General features: G+C 42.5%; 18 protein-coding genes. 11 read left to right on the top strand and 7 right to left on the bottom strand.

Going from position 1 to position 23,055, the window contains the following annotated elements; genetic code table 11:
- Positions 1-26 precede the first annotated feature (26 nt).
- Genes trmB through K1F36_RS07725 form a run of 3 tightly spaced genes read left to right on the top strand, consistent with a single transcriptional unit; the run spans position 27 to position 1,659 of the window.
- Positions 27-695, top strand: coding sequence for a tRNA (guanosine(46)-N7)-methyltransferase TrmB (gene trmB / locus K1F36_RS07715; protein WP_220113305.1), 669 nt, complete (start codon positions 27-29; stop codon positions 693-695).
- A gap of 3 nt (positions 696-698) precedes the next feature.
- Positions 699-1,334, top strand: a complete 636-nt coding sequence (locus K1F36_RS07720) for a LysE family transporter (RefSeq protein ID WP_207030648.1) — start codon at positions 699-701, stop codon at positions 1,332-1,334.
- A 1-nt stretch (position 1,335) separates the two neighbouring features.
- Complete coding sequence (locus K1F36_RS07725; protein ID WP_207030647.1) at positions 1,336-1,659, top strand: MGMT family protein; 324 nt, start codon at positions 1,336-1,338, stop codon at positions 1,657-1,659.
- A gap of 1 nt (position 1,660) precedes the next feature.
- Here K1F36_RS07725 and K1F36_RS07730 read toward each other — a convergent pair whose 3' ends face one another.
- Positions 1,661-3,322: an amidase gene (locus tag K1F36_RS07730; protein ID WP_220113306.1), complete on the bottom strand. Its 1,662-nt coding sequence runs from the start codon at positions 3,320-3,322 to the stop codon at positions 1,661-1,663.
- 224 nt (positions 3,323-3,546) lie between these two features.
- Here K1F36_RS07730 and K1F36_RS07735 point away from each other — a divergent pair, with 224 nt between their 5' ends.
- The 4 genes from K1F36_RS07735 to K1F36_RS07750 all read left to right on the top strand — a co-directional run bounded on the left by K1F36_RS07735 (position 3,547) and on the right by K1F36_RS07750 (position 6,441).
- Complete coding sequence (locus K1F36_RS07735; protein WP_220113307.1) at positions 3,547-4,686, top strand: Mrp/NBP35 family ATP-binding protein; 1,140 nt, start codon at positions 3,547-3,549, stop codon at positions 4,684-4,686.
- An 11-nt stretch (positions 4,687-4,697) separates the two neighbouring features.
- A complete protein-coding gene (locus tag K1F36_RS07740) occupies positions 4,698-4,934 on the top strand; it encodes a NifU family protein (RefSeq protein WP_108246045.1) in 237 nt (78 codons plus the stop codon).
- 63 nt (positions 4,935-4,997) lie between these two features.
- The gene (locus tag K1F36_RS07745) at positions 4,998-6,056 is read left to right on the top strand and encodes an NAD(P)/FAD-dependent oxidoreductase (protein ID WP_220113308.1); all 1,059 of its coding nucleotides are present in this window, start codon (positions 4,998-5,000) and stop codon (positions 6,054-6,056) included.
- Between the two features lie 52 nt (positions 6,057-6,108).
- Entirely contained in the window at positions 6,109-6,441 is a 333-nt protein-coding gene (locus K1F36_RS07750; RefSeq protein WP_220113309.1) for a 2Fe-2S iron-sulfur cluster-binding family protein, read from the top strand.
- Here the strand turns inward: K1F36_RS07750 and K1F36_RS07755 are convergent.
- Positions 6,438-8,174, bottom strand: a complete 1,737-nt coding sequence (locus tag K1F36_RS07755) for an ABC transporter ATP-binding protein (protein WP_220113310.1) — start codon at positions 8,172-8,174, stop codon at positions 6,438-6,440. The genes K1F36_RS07750 and K1F36_RS07755 overlap by 4 nt on opposite strands.
- A gap of 44 nt (positions 8,175-8,218) precedes the next feature.
- On the opposite strand from K1F36_RS07755, the gene K1F36_RS07760 reads away from it, so the two are divergent.
- The gene (locus K1F36_RS07760; RefSeq protein ID WP_258538982.1) at positions 8,219-9,334 is read left to right on the top strand and encodes a TPM domain-containing protein; all 1,116 of its coding nucleotides are present in this window, start codon (positions 8,219-8,221) and stop codon (positions 9,332-9,334) included.
- Between the two features lie 51 nt (positions 9,335-9,385).
- Entirely contained in the window at positions 9,386-11,560 is a 2,175-nt protein-coding gene (locus tag K1F36_RS07765) for an acylase (RefSeq protein WP_220113311.1), read from the top strand.
- Positions 11,561-11,568: 8 nt separating this feature from the next.
- On the opposite strand, the gene K1F36_RS07770 is transcribed toward K1F36_RS07765, so the two are convergent.
- From K1F36_RS07770 to K1F36_RS07785, 4 genes are all read right to left on the bottom strand, one after another.
- Positions 11,569-12,231 carry a hypothetical protein gene (locus K1F36_RS07770; RefSeq protein ID WP_220113312.1) on the bottom strand — a complete coding sequence of 221 codons (663 nt, stop codon included), beginning with the start codon at positions 12,229-12,231 and terminating at the stop codon, positions 11,569-11,571.
- Positions 12,232-12,312: 81 nt separating this feature from the next.
- Positions 12,313-13,446: an acyltransferase family protein gene (locus K1F36_RS07775; protein ID WP_220113313.1), complete on the bottom strand. Its 1,134-nt coding sequence runs from the start codon at positions 13,444-13,446 to the stop codon at positions 12,313-12,315.
- Between the two features lie 89 nt (positions 13,447-13,535).
- Entirely contained in the window at positions 13,536-14,699 is a 1,164-nt protein-coding gene (locus tag K1F36_RS07780) for a helix-turn-helix domain-containing protein (protein ID WP_220113314.1), read from the bottom strand.
- A gap of 2 nt (positions 14,700-14,701) precedes the next feature.
- Entirely contained in the window at positions 14,702-15,598 is an 897-nt protein-coding gene (locus tag K1F36_RS07785; RefSeq protein WP_220113315.1) for a metallophosphoesterase, read from the bottom strand.
- A 117-nt stretch (positions 15,599-15,715) separates the two neighbouring features.
- Between K1F36_RS07785 and K1F36_RS07790 the strand changes: the two genes are divergently transcribed.
- The gene (locus tag K1F36_RS07790; protein WP_220113316.1) at positions 15,716-18,091 is read left to right on the top strand and encodes a GAF domain-containing protein; all 2,376 of its coding nucleotides are present in this window, start codon (positions 15,716-15,718) and stop codon (positions 18,089-18,091) included.
- Between the two features lies 1 nt (position 18,092).
- Here K1F36_RS07790 and K1F36_RS07795 read toward each other — a convergent pair whose 3' ends face one another.
- Positions 18,093-19,286, bottom strand: coding sequence for a Pycsar system effector family protein (locus K1F36_RS07795; protein ID WP_220113317.1), 1,194 nt, complete (start codon positions 19,284-19,286; stop codon positions 18,093-18,095).
- A gap of 53 nt (positions 19,287-19,339) precedes the next feature.
- Between K1F36_RS07795 and K1F36_RS07800 the strand changes: the two genes are divergently transcribed.
- The gene (locus K1F36_RS07800) at positions 19,340-23,053 is read left to right on the top strand and encodes a metallophosphoesterase (protein WP_220113318.1); all 3,714 of its coding nucleotides are present in this window, start codon (positions 19,340-19,342) and stop codon (positions 23,051-23,053) included.
- The last annotated feature ends 2 nt before the right edge of the window (positions 23,054-23,055 follow it).

Below are 23,055 nucleotides of genomic sequence, written 5' to 3' on the forward strand. Positions count from 1 at the left end.
AATTTTTTGCTCAATCAAATACCAAAGTGGGAAGTAAAAACAAATTAAAAAGGTTCAAGGAGAACGAAACATTTACCAATGTGGTGCAACCCGCGCGGGAAGAGGTTTTGGATGGATTCGAATACAAAGGCAGATGGGCCTCTTTTTTCGGAAACGATAACCCCATTGTATTGGAATTGGGTTGTGGTAAGGGCGAATACACCGTTGGACTTGCACAAATAAATCCGGACAAGAACCATATCGGAATAGATATAAAAGGAGCACGTTTTTGGAGAGGTGCAAAAACCGCTTTGGAAGAAAAATTAAATAATGTCGCCTTTTTGCGCTCGCAAATAGAGCTGGTGGACCACCTATTCGCAGAGGGAGAGGTCAGCGAAATCTGGATTACTTTTCCTGATCCTCAGATTAAATACAAACGAGCCAAGCATAGAATGACGAACCCTGAGTTTCTGGAGCGCTACAAAAAAATTCTGGCCCCAGGAGGATTGATCAACTTAAAGACCGATAGCGAGTATATGCACGGCTATACATTGGGACTTTTACAAGGCTTGGGACACGAAATTGTGTATGCGAATCATGATGTTTATAAGAATGAGGGAGCCCCTCAAGAAGTTCTTGGAATTCAGACTTTCTACGAAAATCAGTATCTTGAGAAAGGAAAATCAATTACCTATATCCAATTTAGGATCAACTAACCAATGACCCACGTACTCATACTCTTTTTTGCCACATTTTCGGCGGCCTTTATGGCCACCGTGCCACCGGGCTTGCTCAATATGAATGCGGCCAAGGTTAGTGTGGAAAAAGGGAAGCTGAACGGAATTATTTTTAGCTTGGGCGTTTCCAGTACCATAATGGTACAGGCATACATTGCGGTTTATATTTCCAAGTTTTTGTACCGTAATCCAGAGGTAATCGATGTTCTATTTAAGATTGCGGTCGCTGTTTTTGCCTTTTTTGCCGTCTATTTTTTTATTATGGCCAAGCGTAACAAAACTCAGTCGCAGGCTATTAAAGAGGTCAATCTGAGCAAAAAGAACAGTTTTTTTAAAGGGGTTTTGTTGGCAGCTCTCAATTTATTGACCATTCCATACTATAGTGGATTAAACGCCATGTGGAACGAGGCTGGGTGGATTAAATTCGAGGCCAAGGACATCACTACCTTTGTTGTGGCTGCCGGGGTAGGGACATTTTCTGTTTTATACCTCTACACTTTCTATTTTGATAAGATGGAAACCAAGACCAACCGGTTCTCCAAGAACTCCAATTATATTTTGAGTGCTTTGATGCTCTTGCTATTGATCATTACACTGATTCGAATCATGTATCGCTGATATGGAAGAAAAAAACTTCTTTGATAAAGTGTATGAAGTTGCCAAGGAGATTCCTTATGGCAGGGTTACCTCATATGGTGCCATTGCCAAATATTTAGGGGCTGCTCGAAGTGCCCGAATGGTGGGTTGGGCCATGAACAATTCCTTGGCAAAGGACGTTCCTGCACATCGCGTGGTGAACCGAGTGGGCGTGTTAACAGGAAAGCACCATTTTGATGGAAGCAACATTATGCAACAGCTTCTTGAAAATGAAGGTATCCCAGTAAAGGACAATCAAATCGTCGATTTTCGAAAATATTTTTGGGATCCTGCGCAGGAACTTTGAATCAATATCCTGGAGGATGCAATTCATCAAAAGAGGTATTGTCCTGAAACGCCTTGGCCAACAGTAGAATACTTTCCTCATCGTACAAATTGCCGACAAACGTCATACTCGTAGGATGGTTTTTGTCATCCAAGCCGGTGGGAACCGCGATTACAGGATGCCCCGTAAGGTTGGTGGCCAAAAGTTGGTCGTTTCCAAAGGTGGGTGAAATCAAAACATCATAATTCTTCATCAGATCCTGCATTTTTTGGATGAGTACCTGTCGTTGCCTATTGGCCTGGATATACTCTACCGCGGGAATAAATCTACTTTGCCTTAGGGAATTGGCACGCGAACGTTGATCTTGTTCTACCATAATATCCACACCTTCCGAACGTACCAGCTCATCAAAAAAAGCACCTGCTTCGGCCCTCAAAATAATATCAAACCCACGATATGGAACTGCTTCGGGCATCTCCACTGCTGTGGGCTCAATACCCATTTCTTTTAGGGATTTAAGTGCATTTCTAAGATTTTTTCCAGATTCCGTAGTATCTTTTTCAATATCTTTTTTCAAATAGGCGACCCGTAGGTTTTTGTAGTCTTTTTTCCAATCCACGCCAAAAGTAAGGTCAACCGTGGTCAGGTCGTTTTCATCCTTTCCCTGAATGGCTTCAAAAACAATGGCACAGTCCTCCGCGTTTCGTCCCAATGGGCCGACTTTGTCCATGGACCAGCTCAAGCTCATCACTCCATGTCTGCTTACTCTCCCGTAAGTGGGCCTAAGACCTGTGACACCATTTCGCGTACTGGGTGAAGTAATCGAGCCCAATGTTTCCGTTCCCAGAGCAAAAGGCACAAGACCTGCAGACGTAGCGGAACCCGATCCAGCAGAGGAACCACTGGCTCCTTGGGTGGTATCCCATGGGTTTTTGGTCTTTCCATCGAACCATACATCACCTCGGGCCAATGCCCCAGAAACTAGTTTGGCCACTAAAATCGCACCCGCTTCCTCCAGTTTTTTAACAACGGTAGCCGTTTCGTTGATGAATTGGTCTTTGTACGGAGCAGCCCCCCAAGTGGTGGGGTAACCAGGAACCGCCATCAAATCTTTGGTGCCATAGGGAATTCCGTGCAGGATACCCCGATATTTCCCATTTTTGATTTCCTCATCGGCACGTTTTGCCTGTTCCAAAGCCAAGCTATCGGTGATGGAGATACTGCATTGCAGCGTAGGCTGATATTTTTTGAGTCGTGCCAAGAAAAATTTCGTGAGTTCCGTGGACGTAATTTTTTGGTTTTTGATGAGCGATGCCAGTTGGGGAATCGTATAAAAAGCCAACAAATCATAAGGTTCTGGTACTTCAACATTGTCCGGAATGTTCCACTCGGTTCCATTTTGTTGCTCGGGCATGGTAAATCCAAAAGGAGTTGGGTCAAAGCGAATTGCAGGGAAAACATCATTTCCTATTGGGTATTTGCGCAGGGAATCAAAACCACTACGGTTTCGCTTTAAATAGGGATAGAGCGTATCAATTTTTTTGTTGGCAAAATGAAGTCCAATCAGTTTTTCCGACTTTTTTACATCTCTTTTTGTGAAAGAATTTTTGTTGGTGGAACATGAGAGCCACATCAACGAAATAAGCAATAGAAAAAAATGGGGGATTCTGGTTTTTGGTAGCATGTTGGTCGGTTATTTCAAATAGCAGCTTCTAAGCTACATTTTTTCAAAAAAACGAACACAATAATCCAGCTCTTTTGTGCCCATCGGACATACTTTATTCGATTCCCCATAATTCAAGTTCTGATTTTTTTGAAATTCGACAGCACAACTTCTTAATCTAACGTCAACACCGTATCTTTGTAGTTTAGAACCAGTTCAAACAGTTGGTTTAAAAAAATTGATCCATGAAGTTGAAAAAAACAGATATTCTTAAGGCACTGGAAAAGATCTCCGCACCCGGTGAAGGCCAAAACTTGGTCGAGAGCGGTGCAGTGACCAATGTTCAAGTTTTCGGTGATGAGGTTGAAGTGGATGTGACCATCAAAAATCCAAGTCTTCAGGCAAAGAAGAAGACCGAAGTGGAAATTTTGAAATGCATCCATAGAGAGGTATACGAAAAAGCAAAAATAAAGGTCAACCTAAAGGTTGATGCTCCTGCACAGTCCAAGGTCAATCAAATCAAGGGAAATCCAATTCCCGGAATTCAAAATATCATTGCCGTTGCGTCCGGTAAAGGAGGTGTGGGCAAATCCACGGTAACCGCCAATATCGCCGTCACCTTGGCCAAAATGGGCTTTAAAGTGGGATTGTTGGATACCGATATCTACGGGCCCTCCATGCCCATTATGTTTGATGTGGCCACGGAAAAACCTTTGTCCATTAATGTGGATGGCAAAGCCAAGATGAAGCCCATCGAAAACTATGGTGTAAAACTACTTTCTATAGGATTCTTTACCCAGCCCAATCAGGCCGTAATTTGGAGAGGGCCTATGGCGGCAAAGGCATTGAATCAAATGATCTTTGATGCGCACTGGGGAGAATTGGACTTTTTGTTGTTGGATTTACCCCCGGGAACAGGTGATATCCACCTGAGCATCATGCAATCCCTGCCCGTAACCGGTGCCGTAGTGGTGAGCACTCCACAGGAAATTGCACTGGCCGATGCCAGAAAAGGAGTGGCCATGTTCCAGCAAGAAGCTATTAGTGTGCCCGTATTGGGAATCGTGGAGAATATGGCGTATTTTACACCTGCGGAACTGCCCGATCACAAATACCATATTTTTGGTGAGAACGGAGCAAAAAACCTGTCCGAGGATTTGGGAGTCCCATTTTTGGGAGAGATTCCTTTGGTACAGAGCATCAGGGAGGCGGGCGATATAGGAAGACCAGCTGCTTTGCAAACGGCCACCCCTACCGAAGAGGCCTTTGAAGAGCTTACCAAAAATGTAGTCCAAGAATTGGTGAGGAGGAACACAGACCTTCCACCGACCGAGGCAATAAAAATAACAACCATGGCAGGTTGTTCCGCTGTTAAAAAGAAATGAGCATGACAACAATGACATCAGAAGAAACAAGGAGCAATGTAGAAAAGGCGTTGGAAGAAATACGTCCATTTTTGCAGAGCGATGGAGGCGACATTACGTTGATTTCCATCGAGGACAATACCGTAAAGGTGCGTTTGGAAGGCAACTGTATCGGTTGCAGTGTAAACCAAATGACATTGAAAAGCGGTGTGGAAATGACCATCAAAAAATATGCGCCTCAAATCGAAGAGGTCATCAATATCTCCTAATTGATAAAAATCATGAATCTTTTTTTGTGCATGCAGTAAGTTGCAGGCCAAAACCTCTAATATATGATCAAAACAGATATTCTGATAATAGGAGCGGGACCTACGGGTCTCTTTGCTGTTTTTGAAGCAGGCCTGTTGCAACTCAAATGTCATTTAATAGACGCATTGCCACAAGCAGGTGGTCAATGTTCCGAAATATATCCAAAAAAACCCATTTACGATATTCCTGGGTTCCCAGAAGTATTGGCTGGTGATTTAGTAGATAACCTTATGGAACAAATCAAACCGTTCCAGCCCGGTTTTACGTTGGGTGAACGTGCCGAGACCATCGAAAAATTGGAGGATGGTTCCTTTATTGTCACCACGAACAAAGGCACCAAACACCATGCGCCCGTTGTGGCCATTGCTGGCGGTTTGGGCAGTTTTGAGCCCAGAAAGCCTTTGTTGGAAAATCTGGAAAAGTACGAGGATAACGGTGTGGCCTACATGATCAAGGAACCTGAAATCTACCGAAATAAAAAAGTGTTGATTGCTGGCGGAGGTGATTCTGCGTTGGACTGGTCCATCTTTTTGGCCGATATTGCCAAGGAAGTAACCTTGGTACACCGTAGGAACGAATTCAGGGGCGCTTTGGATTCGGTTGAAAAAGTACAGCAACTCAAGAATGAGGGTAAAATCAATTTGATTACACCCGCAGAGGTTGTTGCGCTCAAAGGTGAAAATCGGTTGGAGAAAGTGACTGTTAAGGATACTTCTACTTCCGAAGAAACCGATGTGGAGGTGGATGACTTTATTCCATTGTTCGGATTGTCGCCTAAGCTGGGCCCGATTTCGAATTGGGGACTCGAAATAGAGAAAAATGCCATCAAGGTGGACAATACTTACGATTATCAGACCAATATTCCTGGAATTTATGCTATAGGGGATGTAAACACCTATCCGGGAAAACTAAAATTGATACTTTGTGGGTTCCATGAAGCTACTTTGATGTGCCAAAGCGCCTATCAAAGAATCAATCCAGATAAAAAATATGTGATGAAGTATACCACCGTAGGCGGCGTTACAGGATTTGACGGAAGTAAAAAAGAAGCACCAAAAGCTGTTGTTAAGGCAATCGACTAAGAATAAAACAAACAATTAATCGTTAGGAAGCTTGATTCAGCTTCAAATAGGTATGAGCGATATTAAAATAAAAATTATAGACCGTGAAGGTGTTTCGCACGAAGTGGATGCACCAACAGATATGAACATGAACTTGATGGAAGTAGTACGTTCCTACGAACTTGCTCCAGAAGGAACTATAGGTATTTGTGGTGGAATGGCCATGTGTGCGTCTTGTCAATGCTATGTGCAATCCGATCATGAACTTCCTGAAATGTCCGATGACGAAGAAGCTATGCTTTCGGAGGCATTTAATGTGAAAGACAATAGCCGTTTGGGTTGTCAGCTCCATATCACCGAAGATTTGGACGGTCTACAAGTAGAATTGGCTCCAGAAGAAGCTTAAATCCTGGCTTGATAGGTAAACAGGTTAAAATATCTTCCTTCGGAAGCAATCAATTGTTCGTGGGTGCCCTGTTCCAAAATGTGCCCGTTTTCAATAACTAGAATCTGGTCCGCTTTGCGGATAGTGCTCAATCGGTGCGCAATCACAAAAGTGGTCCTGCCTTTGGTGAGCTCTCCCAAACTTTTTTGGATAAGTGCTTCGGATTCAGTGTCCAAACTGGAGGTGGCTTCGTCCAAAATCAAGATTTTTGGGTCTGCTAAAATAGCTCGTGCAATGGCAATCCGTTGACGCTGACCTCCAGAGAGCTTAACACCTCGTTCCCCGATCAGGGTATCTAGCCCTTTATCAAAACGGTCCGTGAACTCATCCACATAAGCCGCCTTTACCGCTTCCAATAACTTTTCTTCACTGGCATTGGGTCTTGGGAAAAGAATATTTTCTCTTATGGTGCCCTCAAACAAAAAGTCATCTTGAAGCACGACCCCAAGATGCCTTCGGAAGCTTTTAAGATTCACCTTGGACAGATCCTGGCCATCTATTGTGATGGTTCCCGAATCAGGATTTAGAAAACTTGCCGCCAATCCTGCAATGGTGGATTTTCCAGAACCGGAACTGCCCACTAGGGCCACAACTTGCCCAGGGTCCACATCAAAGCTAATATGGTGCAACACTTCCTTGTCTTCTTCATAGGAGAAACTGACATCCGAAAATGACATCCGCCCCAGAATTCCATCCAATTCAACCGTACGGTTTTCCTCATCGGATTCCTCTTCAAGGTTCATCAATTCTTCGGTACGGTCCAGACCTGCCAAAGCTTCGGTCAATTGACTTCCCACGCTGCTCATTTGCACAATGGGCGCGATCATAAGCCCCAATAGCACCGTAAACTGAACGAATTCACCCAAGGTAAGGGTATCATGAATAATCTTATAGCCACCAAAACCCATAACGCTGGTGGTTGCCACGCCCAGCAAAAAGGTGGAGGAGCTCGTCATAAAAGCTGTCGTCGTCAAACTCTTTCTTACATTTTGATAGAGACGTTCCACGCCGACTTCAAAAACTTCCTCCTCTTGTTTTTCGGCATTGAAACCTTTGATCACCCGTATGCCGCCCAAGGTTTCCGTTAACCGTCCTTTTACCTCGGCGTTTATCTTGCCCCGATTCCTAAAAATAGGTCGGATGATCTTAAAGGCCTTTAGCGCGATAATGGCAAAAATGGTCAGCGGAATGAAAGTAAAAAGCGTCATAAAAACGCTGATTTCCATGAGAAGAATCAAAGAAACAACAGCCGTTATGATACCGCCCACCAATTGCACCAGACCCGTTCCGATGAGGTTTCGGACCCCCTCAACATCCGACATGATTCGGGATACCAAGGCTCCCGATTTGGCATTGTCGAAAAAACGGACGGGCAAAGCCAGTACCTTTTTTTGAACCTGTGCCCTTAGTTCCGAAATGAGATATTGCGCCTGTACGCTCAGAATTTTGGTCAGCAGAAAAGAAGTAACGGCTTGCACCAGTATGGCCAGCATAACCCCTGCGACCAGATACTTGAGCATGGTCACGTCTTTTTTTACGATCACATCATCGATTAGATATTTGGATGCTATCGGCGCTACAAAACTTGCCGCTTTGCTGATGGCAATCAAAAGTAGACCAAGAAAAACGAGTTTGCGCTTCGGCCAAATTATGGTTTTGAACGCGGTAAGGATGCTTACTTTTTTATCGGGCATATCAAAATATAGAAAGAGACCGCAAGTTACGGCAAATTAAAAGGATGCCGAACAGATTAGCTTTTGTTCATGAAAAGATTACAAACACTATATTTAGGAGCTATAATACTAAAATAGACATGTTAAAGGCGAACTGGTTCGGTTTTTTGTTCTTGATGTTCTCGTTGTGTGCTGCACAAGAGGAGTATGCTAGGTTATCTGAAATTGTTGTGGACGATGCCCAAATTTTTACCCAAGCACAGCTGGATGGGCTTCGGGACAAACTGTACCGATTTGAATCGGAGACCAGCAATCAACTGGTGGTTTTGACCATTGATAACCTGAGGGGCGAGACCATTGAGCAATATGCCTTGGAAGTATTCAATGAAAACAGACTTGGCCAAGAGGGTAAGGACAATGGGATTTTGATTTTGTTTTCCAAACTCGATAGAGAGGTACGAATTGAGGTGGGCTATGGATTGGAATCCTATATAACCGATGCTGTTGCTTCTAGAATCATTCGAAATACCATGATCCCAAGGTTCAAGGATGAAGATTACTTTGAAGGGATAGATCTTGCTACAGACCAGATCATTGAATTTTTGAACGACCCTGAAGCTTTGGAAGAGTTCAAAGCAGATATAGATGCTGAAGCCGATATGCCTTGGTGGTTATATATAATTATAGGCTTGTTTTTGATGATGTTCGTTGCAGCTGGAGGATTCGTTTTTTATAAGGGCTATTCCACACTTATTGAAATAATACGAGGCATTTTCATTGGAAAACTGGCAGTGGTACGAGGGGTGTTTATGGGAGTTTTTATGATGTTTCCCTTAATTTTTGGATTGGTTTTTATAGGTATGCCGTTGTTTTTTATGGCCATGTTGTTCGGTTTTGATGATGTATTGAATGCACTTGCTAAAGATTTTACTTGGGTATTATTGGTCATTGCCGCATTTATAGGAGTCACCATACTCTTGGCTATCCTAAGAATCAGGAAGAAAGGAGATAAGGGTTTTAAACTGTCGCTTTTTAAATCCGATAAGGCTTACATGAAAAAAACTTTCTCCTCTTCGGGCACCCACTCTTTTGGTTCAAGCTCAAGTTCTGGTAGTAGCTCCAGTAGTTTTTCCGGTGGCGGTGGAAGTTCTGGTGGTGGTGGAGCAAGTGGAAGTTGGTAATTGTTGCCGATTTCCCGTATTTTCACACAAACTAACTAAACCAACCCCGAGATGAGAATTATTGTCCTTGCAGCACTTTTTTTAGTTGTTTCCTGTTCTGAAAAGCACAAAACGGAGGTGGAACAATGGGAAGCACAAGCTGAAAACATTACCATAATCCGGGACAATTTTGGGGTTCCCCATATTTATGGGAAAACAGATGCCGATGCCGTTTTTGGTTTGCTATATGCCCAGTGTGAGGATGATTTTAACCGTGTGGAACAAAACTACATTTGGGCCACGGGACGTTTGGCCGAAGTGGAAGGCGAGAATGCCTTGTACAGCGATCTTCGTGCAAAGCTTTTTATGACGGAAGAGGAGGCCAAGGCCAACTACGAGAATAGCCCTGAGTGGTTAAAGGAACTTTGTGATGCCTTTGCGGATGGAATCAATTATTACTTGCATACCCATCCCGAAGTAGAACCCAAATTATTGACCCGTTTTGAACCTTGGATGCCCATGTATTTTAGTGAGGGTTCCATCGGCGGCGATATTGAGCGCATATCTACTAGAAAAATCAAAAGTTTTTATGAAAGTGGAATGGAATTGCCCGAAATGGAAGCGCTTCAAATCAAAAAAGAGGAGGAAATGGCAGAGCCACAAGGTTCCAATGGAATTGCCATTTCTGGAGACTTGACAGAATCTGGCAATGCGATGCTTTTAATCAATCCACATACGTCATTTTACTTTAGGGGCGAAGTGCACGTCGTAAGCGAGGAAGGGTTGAATGCATACGGCGCTGTTACCTGGGGGCAATTTTTTGTGTACCAAGGATTCAATGAGAGAACGGGGTGGATGCATACATCCACTTATACCGATGTGATGGATGAGTTCAAGGAAACCATCATAAAAAATGATGGGAAACTATTTTATCAATATGGTGAGGAACTACGACCAGTGGATTCCAGTTCGGTTACCTTAAAATATAAGGATGGGGAAAGTATGAAGGAGAAAACATTCCCAATGTACCGCACCCATCACGGACCCATTACCCATCAAGTGGATGACCAATGGACGGCTTCTGCCATGATGTGGGAACCTGTAAAGGCCTTGGAACAATCCTATATCCGCACCAAGCAAGATGGTTATGATGGTTTTCGAAAAATGATGGATATCCGGACAAATTCGTCCAATAATACCGTTTATGCTGATGCCGAAGGGAACATTGCGTATTTCCACGGCAATTTTGTACCAAAACGCGATACCATTTTTGATTATACCCAACCTGTTGATGGTAGCAATCCCAAAACGGATTGGCAAGGATTGCATACTGTGGATGAAAATATTTTGGTATTAAATCCAGAAAACGGTTGGATTCAAAACTGTAACTCCACTCCCTACACTTCTGCACTTGAGTTCAGCCCAAAACATGAGGATTACCCCAATTATATGTCCAGAGACCAAGAAAATTTTAGGGGTATTCATGCCATTGGGTTGTTGACCGGTCGAAGTGGTTATACCTTGGATGGACTTATCGAACTGGCCCATGACCCTTATTTGCCCGCTTTTGAGGCGTTGATTCCTGGGTTGGTAAAAGCCTACAATGAGAATGCAAAAGCATACCCGGAACTGCAAGAACCGATTGAAGTGCTCAGGGAATGGGATTTTACCACATCAAAAGAATCCATTGCCATGACTTTGGCGCATTACTACGGTACACTTTGTTATTCTAAGGCAGAAAGGCCCGAAGGCATGTATTCCATGCAATGGGTAGAATATTGGGGCGGTGATTGGCCCGATGCTCAAAAATTGGATATGTTTCAGGAAACGTTGACCAAGCTTCAAAATGATTTTGGTACATGGAAAATGCCATGGGGCGAGGTCAACCGTTATCAGCGTTTGAATGGAGACATCCGTCAACCTTTTGATGACGACAAACCCAGTATTCCCATTGGTTTTGCCAGTGGTACATGGGGAGCCTTGGCCGCATACGGTGCTAGATATGACAACAATACCAAAAAAATCTACGGTACAAGAGGAAACAGTTTTGTTGCGGTCGTAGAGTTTGGAGATAAGGTAAAAGCGAAAACCATATTGGCAGGAGGTCAGAGTGGGGACCCAGAGTCGCCCCATTTTGATAATCAGGCCCAACGCTACGCCGACAAGGATTTTAAAGATGCTGCTTACTATAAAGAGGATGTGCTAAAACGTGCGGAAGCAACCTACTCGCCGGGAGAGAAGTATTGAGGAAAAATTCAATTGTTCTTTGTAATTCCGCTGTCCTCTTCCTTAACAATAATTAGACTGGCTTTGGAGCCTGTGGATAGGTTCCAGCGGTTGTTGTGGATAACAATACCTTTATCGTCCGTTACTACTACTTGAGCGGTATTTGGCCCGGAAGAACCTTGGTTGAGGGCTTCAAATTCAATTCGGTTGAAACCTTCCACAAGGTCTAGGTTGATTCCTCTATAAGAACCTGAAAGCAGTAAATTGTATTCAACTACTTCACCATTCACGTATATTTTGATACGGTCCCCGTCCACATACTCATGGTCCCTAGCAACGATACCGACAAATTTTGCCGTGGTTTTGAAATCACCCAGATATTGGTCACCAAAATGTTCATTGGCTCCCTTTTCACGTTTTTCGACAACCTTGGGGTCTATGACCATATCGTGACCTGCCTGAAGAAGTTCTCTGTCGGGCAACATTTTAACACCGGGTTTTTCGTTTTTGGAGGTAAGGCTTTCATCGAGTACCGAAGGCATCCGTAGCAAAGTACCCTGATTGCTTGCTTTTATATCAAGATTATTTTTCTCGCCAATCTTTAAAGGTCGCGTAGTGGGCAAGTCGCCCTGCGCGAACATGGGTAAGCTGAAAAGAACAGTTCCCAAAACGATATATATCTTCTTTTTCATGGCTAGACGGGTAATTATCTAAAGAATAAAGTTAGCAAATACCTTGCCATCAGCATTATAAATTGACGTTAAATCGTTAACCTACATATTTTTCTTTTTTGCTTTAAGTCCAAAGAGTGGATGCAGTATCGGAATACGTAAAATAATCAAATCATAGATCAACCAACTGATACCAAAGGTACCGATTACCAATACCAATGCTTTGGGGGCCAACCCCCAATCCAGATCTCGTACATAATAGGCAATGCCCACTGTAACGGTCTGGTGCAAAATATAAAATGGGTAAACTGCTCTATTGGAATAGGCCAATCCCTTGCTTGGCTTGTTGAGGTATTCTGAGGCGTAGGCAAACAATACCAATATCCATGACCAGATGTTCACTACTTTTAAAAATGCTTCGGTAAAATGGACAACGTAGCCATCTTCCAAAAACAGCCATATAAAAGCTTGGGAAGCAAATCCTATTATTCCTAGAATTATAGCCTTGGATTTTACTTTTGTCAGTGCTTGCCAAAAAACATCTCCTGTTGCTATCAAAATGAAGCCATAAAAGAACAGGATGATACTGAATATAAAATTGAACCAGTCATCCACTAAAGCATGAGTGACCGGGAAAAAGGGTTCCACCAGTGATTCTACAAAGTAGAGCGGAATCACAAAGGCATAGATTCCCCAGGTTTTTTGAATCAATCGTTTGACCCATTCAATAAAAAGGGTTTGGTGATTTCTCAAATAGACGAACAACGGGGCCAAAATCCACGAAAACGCCAGAAGGTAGGGCAAAAACCAAAGGTGGTGCCAGCTTAGGTTGCCTTCGGGGTAGACACCATCAAAAGCAACAGAGGTAAAGTATGTCCAATATGAACCGGAAAATTGTCCTTCGGCCAACCGTTCAAAATATACTTGCGGAGGTACGATCAAGATCATACCCGCTACCAAAGGAATGCCTAAACGAAGGAAACGCTCCCACATGAATTTTCCCAAGGTTCTTTTGCCCAGGGCATAATAGGTGCCCATTCCAGATATCACAAAAAGAACAGGGAGGCGCCATTGGTTAAGGAACATCATGGGCCAACGCAGCCAATCATAGATTTGGTTGTTTTTTACATGCCATCCCCATGGCACAAAAAACATTCCTACGTGATAAAATATGAGCAACGCAAACACAATTACCCGTAGCCAATCCAAATCATATCGCCTAATAGTGGTCTTCATCTTAAAAATTTTTCCAAAGATGGTAACTGCCTTTAGTCTAGATGTTTTTTTTGGTCGGTAAGACGTCCTGAATTGCAATTGTGGAGAAATCACTCTTTGCTTTGCTTCATAAATGCAGAGGGAGACTGACCGGTATGTTTTTTGAAGGCATTGTAAAATGCCGATTTGGACTTAAACCCGACTGATTCGCCAATGGCTTCAACAGTGAGTTGTTTGAATTCATCATCCAGCAACCTTCTTTGCGCCAAAACAATTCTTTTTTGGTTGATGTAGTCGTTGAAATTGGTGCTGGTTTCGGAATTTATGAGCTTGGAAACGGTATTGCTATTGGTACCCAACTGTTCGGCCACTTTTTTTAGACTGACTTCTTGTTGGGCATAATACTGCGATTCGGATATAAAAATTTCAATCGTCTCAAATTGAATGGAATTGTTGGCAAGGGTCTCATATTTGTCCGCAATCCAAGATTTTTCAAAAAAGCGTGATTCCGAAAGAATAAAGAATGAGGTGATGAATATGGTGATGGTCTGTACGATGCCAATGATATGATCTCCTCCATCATCATCATAATTCAGGTAAATACATAGCAAGGTAAACATCAATACAAAAATGAAAACAACCGTGTTTCTCGAGAAAATATATTTGTCCACTTTTATGTTTTTGGAGGAAGTCCAACCTTTTTTGCGTGTTTTGAGAACCAATTTTAGTGATAGGAACAGATATAAAGCGAAATTGAGGAGTACCAACCATCTAAACTTGTCCTTTATAAAATGATAGGAGTAGTCCATGGTATCCGGTACATCCAAAAATCCCAAATTCCTGTAATATGCCCCTAAATATGCATTGATTTTCACCTCAACAGGACTTGTATAATAATTGAACTGGGAAATGGCGTACAGCACTGGAAGCAAAAAATGCGGCCAATGTTTTTTAAGGTTAAATGGTTTTCTGTTTAAAAGGGTGTGCAAAAAAAAGTACATGGTGGGCATTATCATCAGTACCAAGAATTCCGTGGAATCATTTAAATGGAAAGCATATTTGATGAGCCCGGTGTAGCATAGGTATACATCCAAAAAAACGAGGCACTGTATTAAAAGTGACCATCCGAAGAGATTGATGGCCGATTTCCGTTTGGCCCTTAAAAAGATGACGAATGCCAGAAAAAAACCTTGGATGATGCCCAGTAGCATGATATGCGACGATAGGTCGTGACGGACGGGGATTTGATCAAAGATGTGTTGTACTGCCTGCATTTTTACTCAGTCTGGTAATCAGCCAATTTTTCAGGACCTTCCAATAAGACCCGCACGATTTGAAGAGTACCATCGGGTTTGGTATCTATGTGCCATTTGATAAGAGATACTTCCCCATTTAGAATCTCGATGCCGGTGATGCTCCTTGGATGAACACAACTTCCATCATTAAAAAAAGGAATTTGGCCGGGCTCGGGAAACCGAGGCCTGTGCGTATGACCCGCTAAAGTGACCAGCAAGTCTTTTTTGAGTATCCAACGTTTGATTCGTTTTTCGATACGGATAAGCTCCTTGTAGTTTTTGGCAGGGCTGGTAGGGTCGGCAATGCCGACAACTTGTAGAGGTTTCCATAAGATCCTCACCAAAAAACGACCAATGCGCCAGCACACATAATTCCACCAATCCGCTTGGTGACCGTGAACACAAAAAAGTTCCTGACCCGTTTTGGTATGTTTTAAAATAAGCGCTTCATGATAGGTGATTCCCTCAAAAAGTTCTTTGTCGGAGCCGTCGATGGGCTCAAAATAATGTGAGAGGTGTTTATCAACATATTCAGAATCACGATAAACCATATCATGGTTGCCCCAAAGCATATGGAGGCGTTTTTCCAAATGGAACCGTTTTAATAATTGATAAACATTCTTATGCGCCTCAAAAATGGCTTCGAAACTGATGTTTTCCCAAAGTTCATCACCATCCCCCAATTCGATATAGGTAAAACCCTCCCGGTAGTAATGATTGAGTGCATGGAAATAAATATTCCTGTTATTGGCAAAATCGTCCGCAAAACTATTGTCCCCCCGATGGCAGTCGCTGAAAAAGATAAACTTGGAATCTTCGTCGAATGGAATCGTCACAGCATTTTTGTAGGCTCTGTCTAATCGTTTTGATGAGGACATCTAAAAGTTTTTGCTAAATATCCTTAAAAATGGTGATTTGTCCATAAAGAACCACAATATTGGAACTGCATTTTTACTTTTTGTAACTTTGTTCCCTAATCCACGACTAAGTTGGGTATGAATCACAACCTCAATTCGGAGAGCCCTCTGGTTCAATTGGTAAGCTTCAATAAATTGTTGGAGCATTACGATGAACAGCTTCATAGTAACAATGTACATGAAGTGGAACGCGCAAAGTATGTCTTGGCCAAACAGGCCCCATACCCAGAGTTGAGAGAAGGTTTCACCGATTTGTCCTTGTTGGAAAAGCACAAGGATGTGATTCGAGTGATTTTGGAGGATTCTTTTTCGCCCATTTTGACCAAGAACGAAATCAAGACCGCATCTACGCCATTTGAGAATTTGGTGTTCAACTCATCCGAACGTTTTCGTCAGATTTTGAAAGATGCAGGCGAAGATTTTGATTTAACCATCACCAATATCCCTAGGGAGTTTGATTATATTATGAGGTGTACCGTGATTTTAAAATTCCATTACGGATATAACCTTGATTTTAAGCGTCCCTTCTTTTACGATATACCGGATACCAATAGTGTGATGCGCAGGTACCGTATTTTGTACAATGCGGATTTTATGGAAATCATTCCCACCGAAAATGCCAAGGAACTTACGCAGGAAGACGTGGACGAGTTGCTGGACAACTTCTACAATTTGGATATATGGAGGGAGAAAATTCCGCCAAATAGCTTTATTGCCAAAGGCTTTGTTATTTCCAATATGTTCGATGTAACGTCGGAACATTCCGTATCAGAAATAAAATCGACCTTGATAGGCCGTGCCCAAAGAGGAAAGGACACCTTTATGGAAAGTTTTGATGATACCTTTAGGTCGTTCTTCAATCTTAACGATATCAAAGTTGGTTTCTCGGGATACGATTCCAGTGCCAATCGCTTTTTTAAGATATATGGCAAGGGGATGGAAAGTTACATCCTTAATGGGAAGGATATGGAAGAATGCGATTCCATGTTCTGCAACCATACCCATGGAAAATTGTTCAAGGAGAACAAGTATTTTGCCATCTCCAATGTAGAAAAATATTTTGAAGGTTCGCACGGTGAGATTCAACCTTATAAAAGTTTGATGGAGCAAGGCATCAAAAGTGCCATATTGGCTCCCATCGCCGTAAATGGGAACCTTTTGGGCGTTTTGGAATTGGTATCGGGCAAGGTCAACGAACTCAATAGTGTTAACGCAAACAAGTTGGATGATGTGATGCCTTACATTGTCGCCGCCGTGATGCGGACCATAGAAGAAGAGGAAAACTTGATCGATGCCGTAATCCAGCATGAGTGTACCTCGGTCCATCCGTCCGTGTATTGGAAATTCCAAGAAGAAGCCAAGCGTTTTATGGCAGACGAACTTGCGGGCAACGAACCTGTGTTCAAAGAAGTGGTTTTCAAGGACGTATACCCTTTGTATGGCCAAATTGATATCAAAGATTCGGCCCAAGAGCGAAATCTCGCCATCCAAAGGGATTTAATGATTCAACTTTCGGAGATCAACGATGTGCTGGATATCGCTTTTCAAAAATATAAACTCCCTATTTACGAAGAATTGCAATTTAGGGTGAACAATTATTTGAGCGAGGTAAAAGAAGCCTTGTACACACATACAGAGCAAGCCGTTTTTGATTTTGTGAAGGAAGAAGTAGACCCTGTATTTAATCATCTCCAAAAAGAAGATGAAGAAATTGCCGGTTTGTTGGAGCAATACAATCAAAAAATAGATAAGGCCACCGAGAGCTATTACGATCACCGTAGAAATTACGATAACAGTGTAATGGAGGCCAATATGAAGCTTGCCGCTCTTCTTGATAAAAGGCAGGAAGAAGCACAGGAAATGTTCCCGCACTATTTTGAACGCTATAAAACCGATGGCGTTGAGCACAACATGTATATTGGAAGTTCCATTACAAAGGACAGGGAGTTCAGTGAACTGTTCTTGAGCAATCTTAGATTGTGGCAGCTCCAGGTAATGTGCGAAATGGAAAATAAATACTACAGTCTAAAGCCAAAGTTGCCTGTAAAATTGGACGTGGCTTCCTTGGTGTTGGTGTACAGCACATCATTGGCGATACGATTTAGGATGGACGAGAAGCGTTTTGATGTGGACGGTACATACAATGCACGTTACGAAGTGATCAAAAAACGTATCGATAAATCATTCATAAAGGGAACCAATGAACGTTTGACACAAAAGGGTAAATTGGCCATTGTGTACTCCCAACGTAAAGATGAAAAGGAGTATATGCGATATATTAGCTTCCTAAAGGCGAAAGGCTATTTTACCAATAACATTGAAATCGTGGAGCTCGAAGGAGTTCAAGGTGTATCTGGATTAAAAGCGATACGGGCAGAGATTCTTTATCAAAAGGACAAAAAATCGGAGCGCACCTATACTTACGATGATTTAATGGAAGAACTAAACTCCTAGGTCAGAAAATCAACCTTTCCGGGCCAAAATACCTAAAGGCGATTATAAAAGAGATTACGGAGATGATCATGCCCAACATAAAAATGTTATAGGTAATCCGTAGTATTTTATATTTTTTGTTAAGGACAATGCCCAAGTAATACAGGTCTTTGGTCAAGGAAGAGTATACATAGTCCTTATCCTTTACCAGCTCTTTCAGTGCCCATTCGTATTCGGAAAGCTCCATTTGGTGAAAGTTTCCGAAAAACAGGAGGTTAACCTTTCTTTTTTCCACATCATCCTTGGTGAATTTACCACTCGTAACATTGGGCCTGGTGGCCAATACGGAAAGTACCATGGAAACAATACTGAACATAATCAAAATCAAGGTAGGATAGATCATATAGGTATTGGACGGATTGTCCAACTTGGTCAATAGATTGGCAAGCACCAAAGAAATGATTATGGCGTTGACCGAAAGTAAGATGTTCGCTTTGGTATCGGCAATATCGCTCAATTTTAAATGATTTTTTAGCGTGACCCGGTATAGGGTTTGAACGCTTCTATCGGGACTCTCATTTTTGTACTTGGCCTTCAAGGCTTCTTTTTTGGCAATCTTTTTTTCTTCTTTCTTTTCTTTCAACAATTTTTTAAGGTTTTGTTGTTTGCCTTCTTCCCAATTTTCCTTGGCATAGTCGGTGAAGAAATTATGTTTGGTGCGGAACATTTTAATGTTTTTGTCCCGCCATTCCTTGTTCGAATAATCGGCGATATCCAAAGCTTTGAGTTCTTCTTTTAAGAAATCGGTGGTCTCCCAATAGCTTTTTTTGGCAAAATGGGATATGTCGGCATCCCTGATAATTCCTTCCATCAAATTGGATGGCTCGTTGCACATTTTAGTGACCATGATCAAGGAGCAGACCTGTTCAATCCCTTCCGGGTCATAGTCGTTCTTTTGGAGAAAATCCCTGGCAATCTCACAACTGTTTTCCTCATGGTTTTCCCAATCTTTGGTGTGCCCCGTATCGTGTAGCCAGGCAGCTAGCATTAACCTTTCGTTTTCAACTTCGCTCATGTTATAATAGTTGAGCAATTCTTTAGTACTTTTGACTACTCTTTGGGTGTGTCGCAAGTTGTGGTACAAGAACCTTGCATCTAGTTCTTTTGTTAGTAGTTCAGAAACAAAGTGTTCAGTTTTTTCAACGATTTCCGACATAGTTCCAGATTAGAGCATCCAAATTACAAAATTTTGGAATCAACCTCGTGTATATGAAGAAACATTACTTTTTACTGTTTTTAATGGTCTTGGCCTCTGCTTGTGCAACATATGAAGTCAAATATGCAGAGCCTTTTTCCGCACACAATGTTCTAATCGAAAAGGAGGTCGAACATACGTTTTATTTGATTGGCGATGCAGGGAAATCCCCGATGGGTGATGTAAACCCTACTCTAAAAGCGTTTAAAAAAGTTTTAGATCAGGCCGACGCCAATAGTACCGCCATCTTTTTGGGAGATAATATTTATCCTGCTGGCCTACCCGATAAAAAGGATTCCACCATTGCATATCTGGAAGCCAAAAACCATTTGGATGCCCAATTGAGCACTTTGGAGAACTACAAGGGAAAAAAGCTTTTTATCCCGGGAAACCACGATTGGTATACCGAGGGGCTCAAAGGACTAAAGCGTGAAGAGAAATACATAGAGGATGCATTGGATGATAATGATGCTTTTCAGCCGGAGAACGGATGCCCCATCGAGGAGATAGAGGTCAATGACAAGGTCCTGCTCGTCGCCATTGATACAGAGTGGTACATTGTAAATTGGGACAAGCATCCCACAATAAATGATGATTGCGAAATAAAGAGCAGAAACCGTTTTTTTGAGGAATTGGAGAGCATAATCAAGAAAAATAGGGACAAAACCATCATTTTGGCCATGCACCATCCTATGTTTACCTATGGCTCGCACGGTGGTCAATTTTCATTTAAGCAAGGCATATATCCCAACGGAGGAAAAGTTCCGTTGCCTATTTTGGGGTCTGCCATTAATCTGCTGCGAAAAACTTCAGGAGCCACTTCGGAAGATATATCCAACAGAAAGTATAACGAGCTTAAGCAAAGAATTGTGACCCTTTCCCAATATTCCGATAAGATCATATTTGCGTCCGGTCATGAGCATACGCTTCAGTACATCGAGGAATATGGGAAACCTCAAATTGTAAGTGGTTCGGGAGCCAAAACAGGTACCACCCGACTGTTGAACGGCAGTAAATTTTCAACAGGTAAAACTGGCTATGCAATTTTGAGGGTGTATAAAGATGGCTCGTCCCAAGTCGAGTTTTATGGTGCCGATGCCAATGCAACTGCACTGCTATATCAAACTGAAGTGCTACCTCCCGATAGGTCCACGGAACGAATGGGACTGTCCGAAGATTTTCCTCCGTATAAAATGGCGTCCGTATACGAACCGGAAGAGATCGAGAAGAGTGGGTTTCACAAGTTGCTTTGGGGCGAACGGTACAGGAAGTATTATGGGACCAAAGTAAAAGCACCCACCGTTCGGTTGGATACCCTCTTTGGAGGGCTGACCGTTGTTCGAAAAGGAGGCGGGAATCAATCTAACTCATTGCGATTGGCCGATAAAGATGGTAGGGAGTATGTAATGAGGGGCTTGAGAAAAAGTGCAGAGCGATACCTTCAGGCCATAGCTTTTCAAGATCAATACGTCATTGGAAAGTTCGAGGACACATACCCCGAAAAATTGTTGTTGGATCTATATACAGGTGCGCATCCGTATGCACCATTTACCATTGATAGACTATCGGACGCGCTTGGAATTTACCATACCAACCCTAAGCTGTACTATGTGCCAAAGCAATCTGTTTTGGGAGATTACAACAAGGAGTTCGGTGATGGCCTGTACATGATAGAGGAGCATGTTTCCGATGACCACGATAATCTGGAAAGCTTCGGATACACCAAGAAAATAGAAAGTACCTACGATTTGATGGACAAGCTCCGGGAAGATGAGGAGTACAGTATTGATCAAAAGGAGTATGTAAAGGCCAGATTGTTCGATATTTTGATCGGGGATTGGGACAGGCATGTGGATCAATGGCGTTGGGCAGAATTTAAAACCGAAGACGGAAACAAGGTATACAAACCTATTGCCCGTGATAGAGATCAGGTATTTTCCCGTTGGGGAGATGGCCTCATCATGAACTTTGGATCCAGGGCAGTTCCGGCGCTTCGTATTTTTGAAGGATTCCATGAAGAGGTTAGAAGCGTGAAAGGGTTGACATCTTCACCCAGAACCTTTGCCTTGGATATGGCCTTGCTTACAGAAACCGATATGGAAATGTGGGTAGAGCAGGCCAAGTTTATTCAACAAAACCTGACAGGTGAAATAATCGACGAGGCTTTTTTGGCTTTTCCCGAAGAGGTAAGGGACGAAACCTTGACAGAAATCAAAAGAATTCTTTTGGCCCGAAAAGAAAACTTGGTGCAAACGGCACGTGAGTACTATGCCGTTTTGAACAAATACAGCGTAATTACGGGCACGGATAAAGATGATTATTTCAATATTACTTCTCTTTCCAATGGTGATGTTGAGGTGAGGGCGTACCGAATCAAAGGCGGGGAGTATACGGATCTGTTCTTCAATAAGGTGTATAGTCTCGATTATACCAAAGAAATATGGATTTATGGACTTGATGATGGCGATGTTTTTGAGGCCAACACGGAAACATCAAAAATAAAAGTGCGTATCGCTGGAGGTCAAAACAATGACGTTTATAAGGTCTCGGAAGATTCCAAACGGCTTTTGATCTATGATTTTAAATCAAAGAAAAACACTTTGGAGGAAGCCTACGGCGGTAAGGTAAAATTGGTTAATGATTACGATACCAATACGTACGACTTTCTGAACATAAAGGGCAGTAACAATCAAACGTTGCCTACTGTAGGATTCAATCCAGACGATGGCGTTAGGATAGGCTTGGCCAATACCTATACCTTTAATGGATTCAGAAAAAATCCATTTACGCAGCAGCATACGGTAAGTGCAGCCTACTATTTTGCCACGGATGGTTTTGATTTGGGCTATCGCGGAGAATTTGCACATGTTTTCAACAAGGTGAATTTGGAGCTTCGAGCAAGGTTCACAAGTCCTAATTTCACCCAAAACTTTTTTGGTTTTGGGAACGAGACGGTCAATAATGATGATGAAGAACCCTTAGAGTTGGATTATAACCGGGTCCGTATCCGAAACTTGAGATTTGCACCATCATTGGTGTGGCGCGGATTTTTTGGTTCCAAGGCACGATTGGGAGTATCCTATGAGAACATTGAAATCGAGGAAACCGAAGACAGGTTCATTAATGAATTTTACTTAGAAAATGGAGAGGAAAACCACCTGAGCTTTTTTGGGGTCGATGGCAAATACAGCTATTCCAATACCGATAACGAGGCCTTTCCGACTTTGGGAATGGCATTTGCCCTCGAAGGTGGGTTTAAGACCAATTTGGATGATTCCTCCAAGTCGTTCGGATATGTGGTTCCATCATTTTCTATAGATCACAAACTTACCGCAGATGGCATGTTAGTGCTCGCTACCAAGTTCAAGGGACATTTTATTATCGGGGATGGCTACGAATTTTACCAAGCTGCCAGTATTGGTGGAAACAATGGGTTGCGAGGATTCCGTTTCCAAAGATTTTCCGGCAAAACAGCCTATTTTCAAAATACCGACCTTAGGTATAGCTTTAGAAGTATGAAGACCGGCCTGATGCCAATAACACCAGGAATTTATGGAGGGTTTGACTATGGCCGCGTTTGGTATCCCGGTGAAGAATCGAATAAATGGCACAATTCGTACGGAGGAGGATTCTTCTTAAATGGAGTGGATGTGCTTACGGCCAACTTTGGGCTTTTCAACAGTGTGGATGGGCTACGTTTTGCTTTTGGGCTCGGATTTGGGTTTTAATG

Source organism: Flagellimonas abyssi (assembly GCF_019457905.1).
GTDB lineage: Bacteria > Bacteroidota > Bacteroidia > Flavobacteriales > Flavobacteriaceae > Flagellimonas > Flagellimonas abyssi.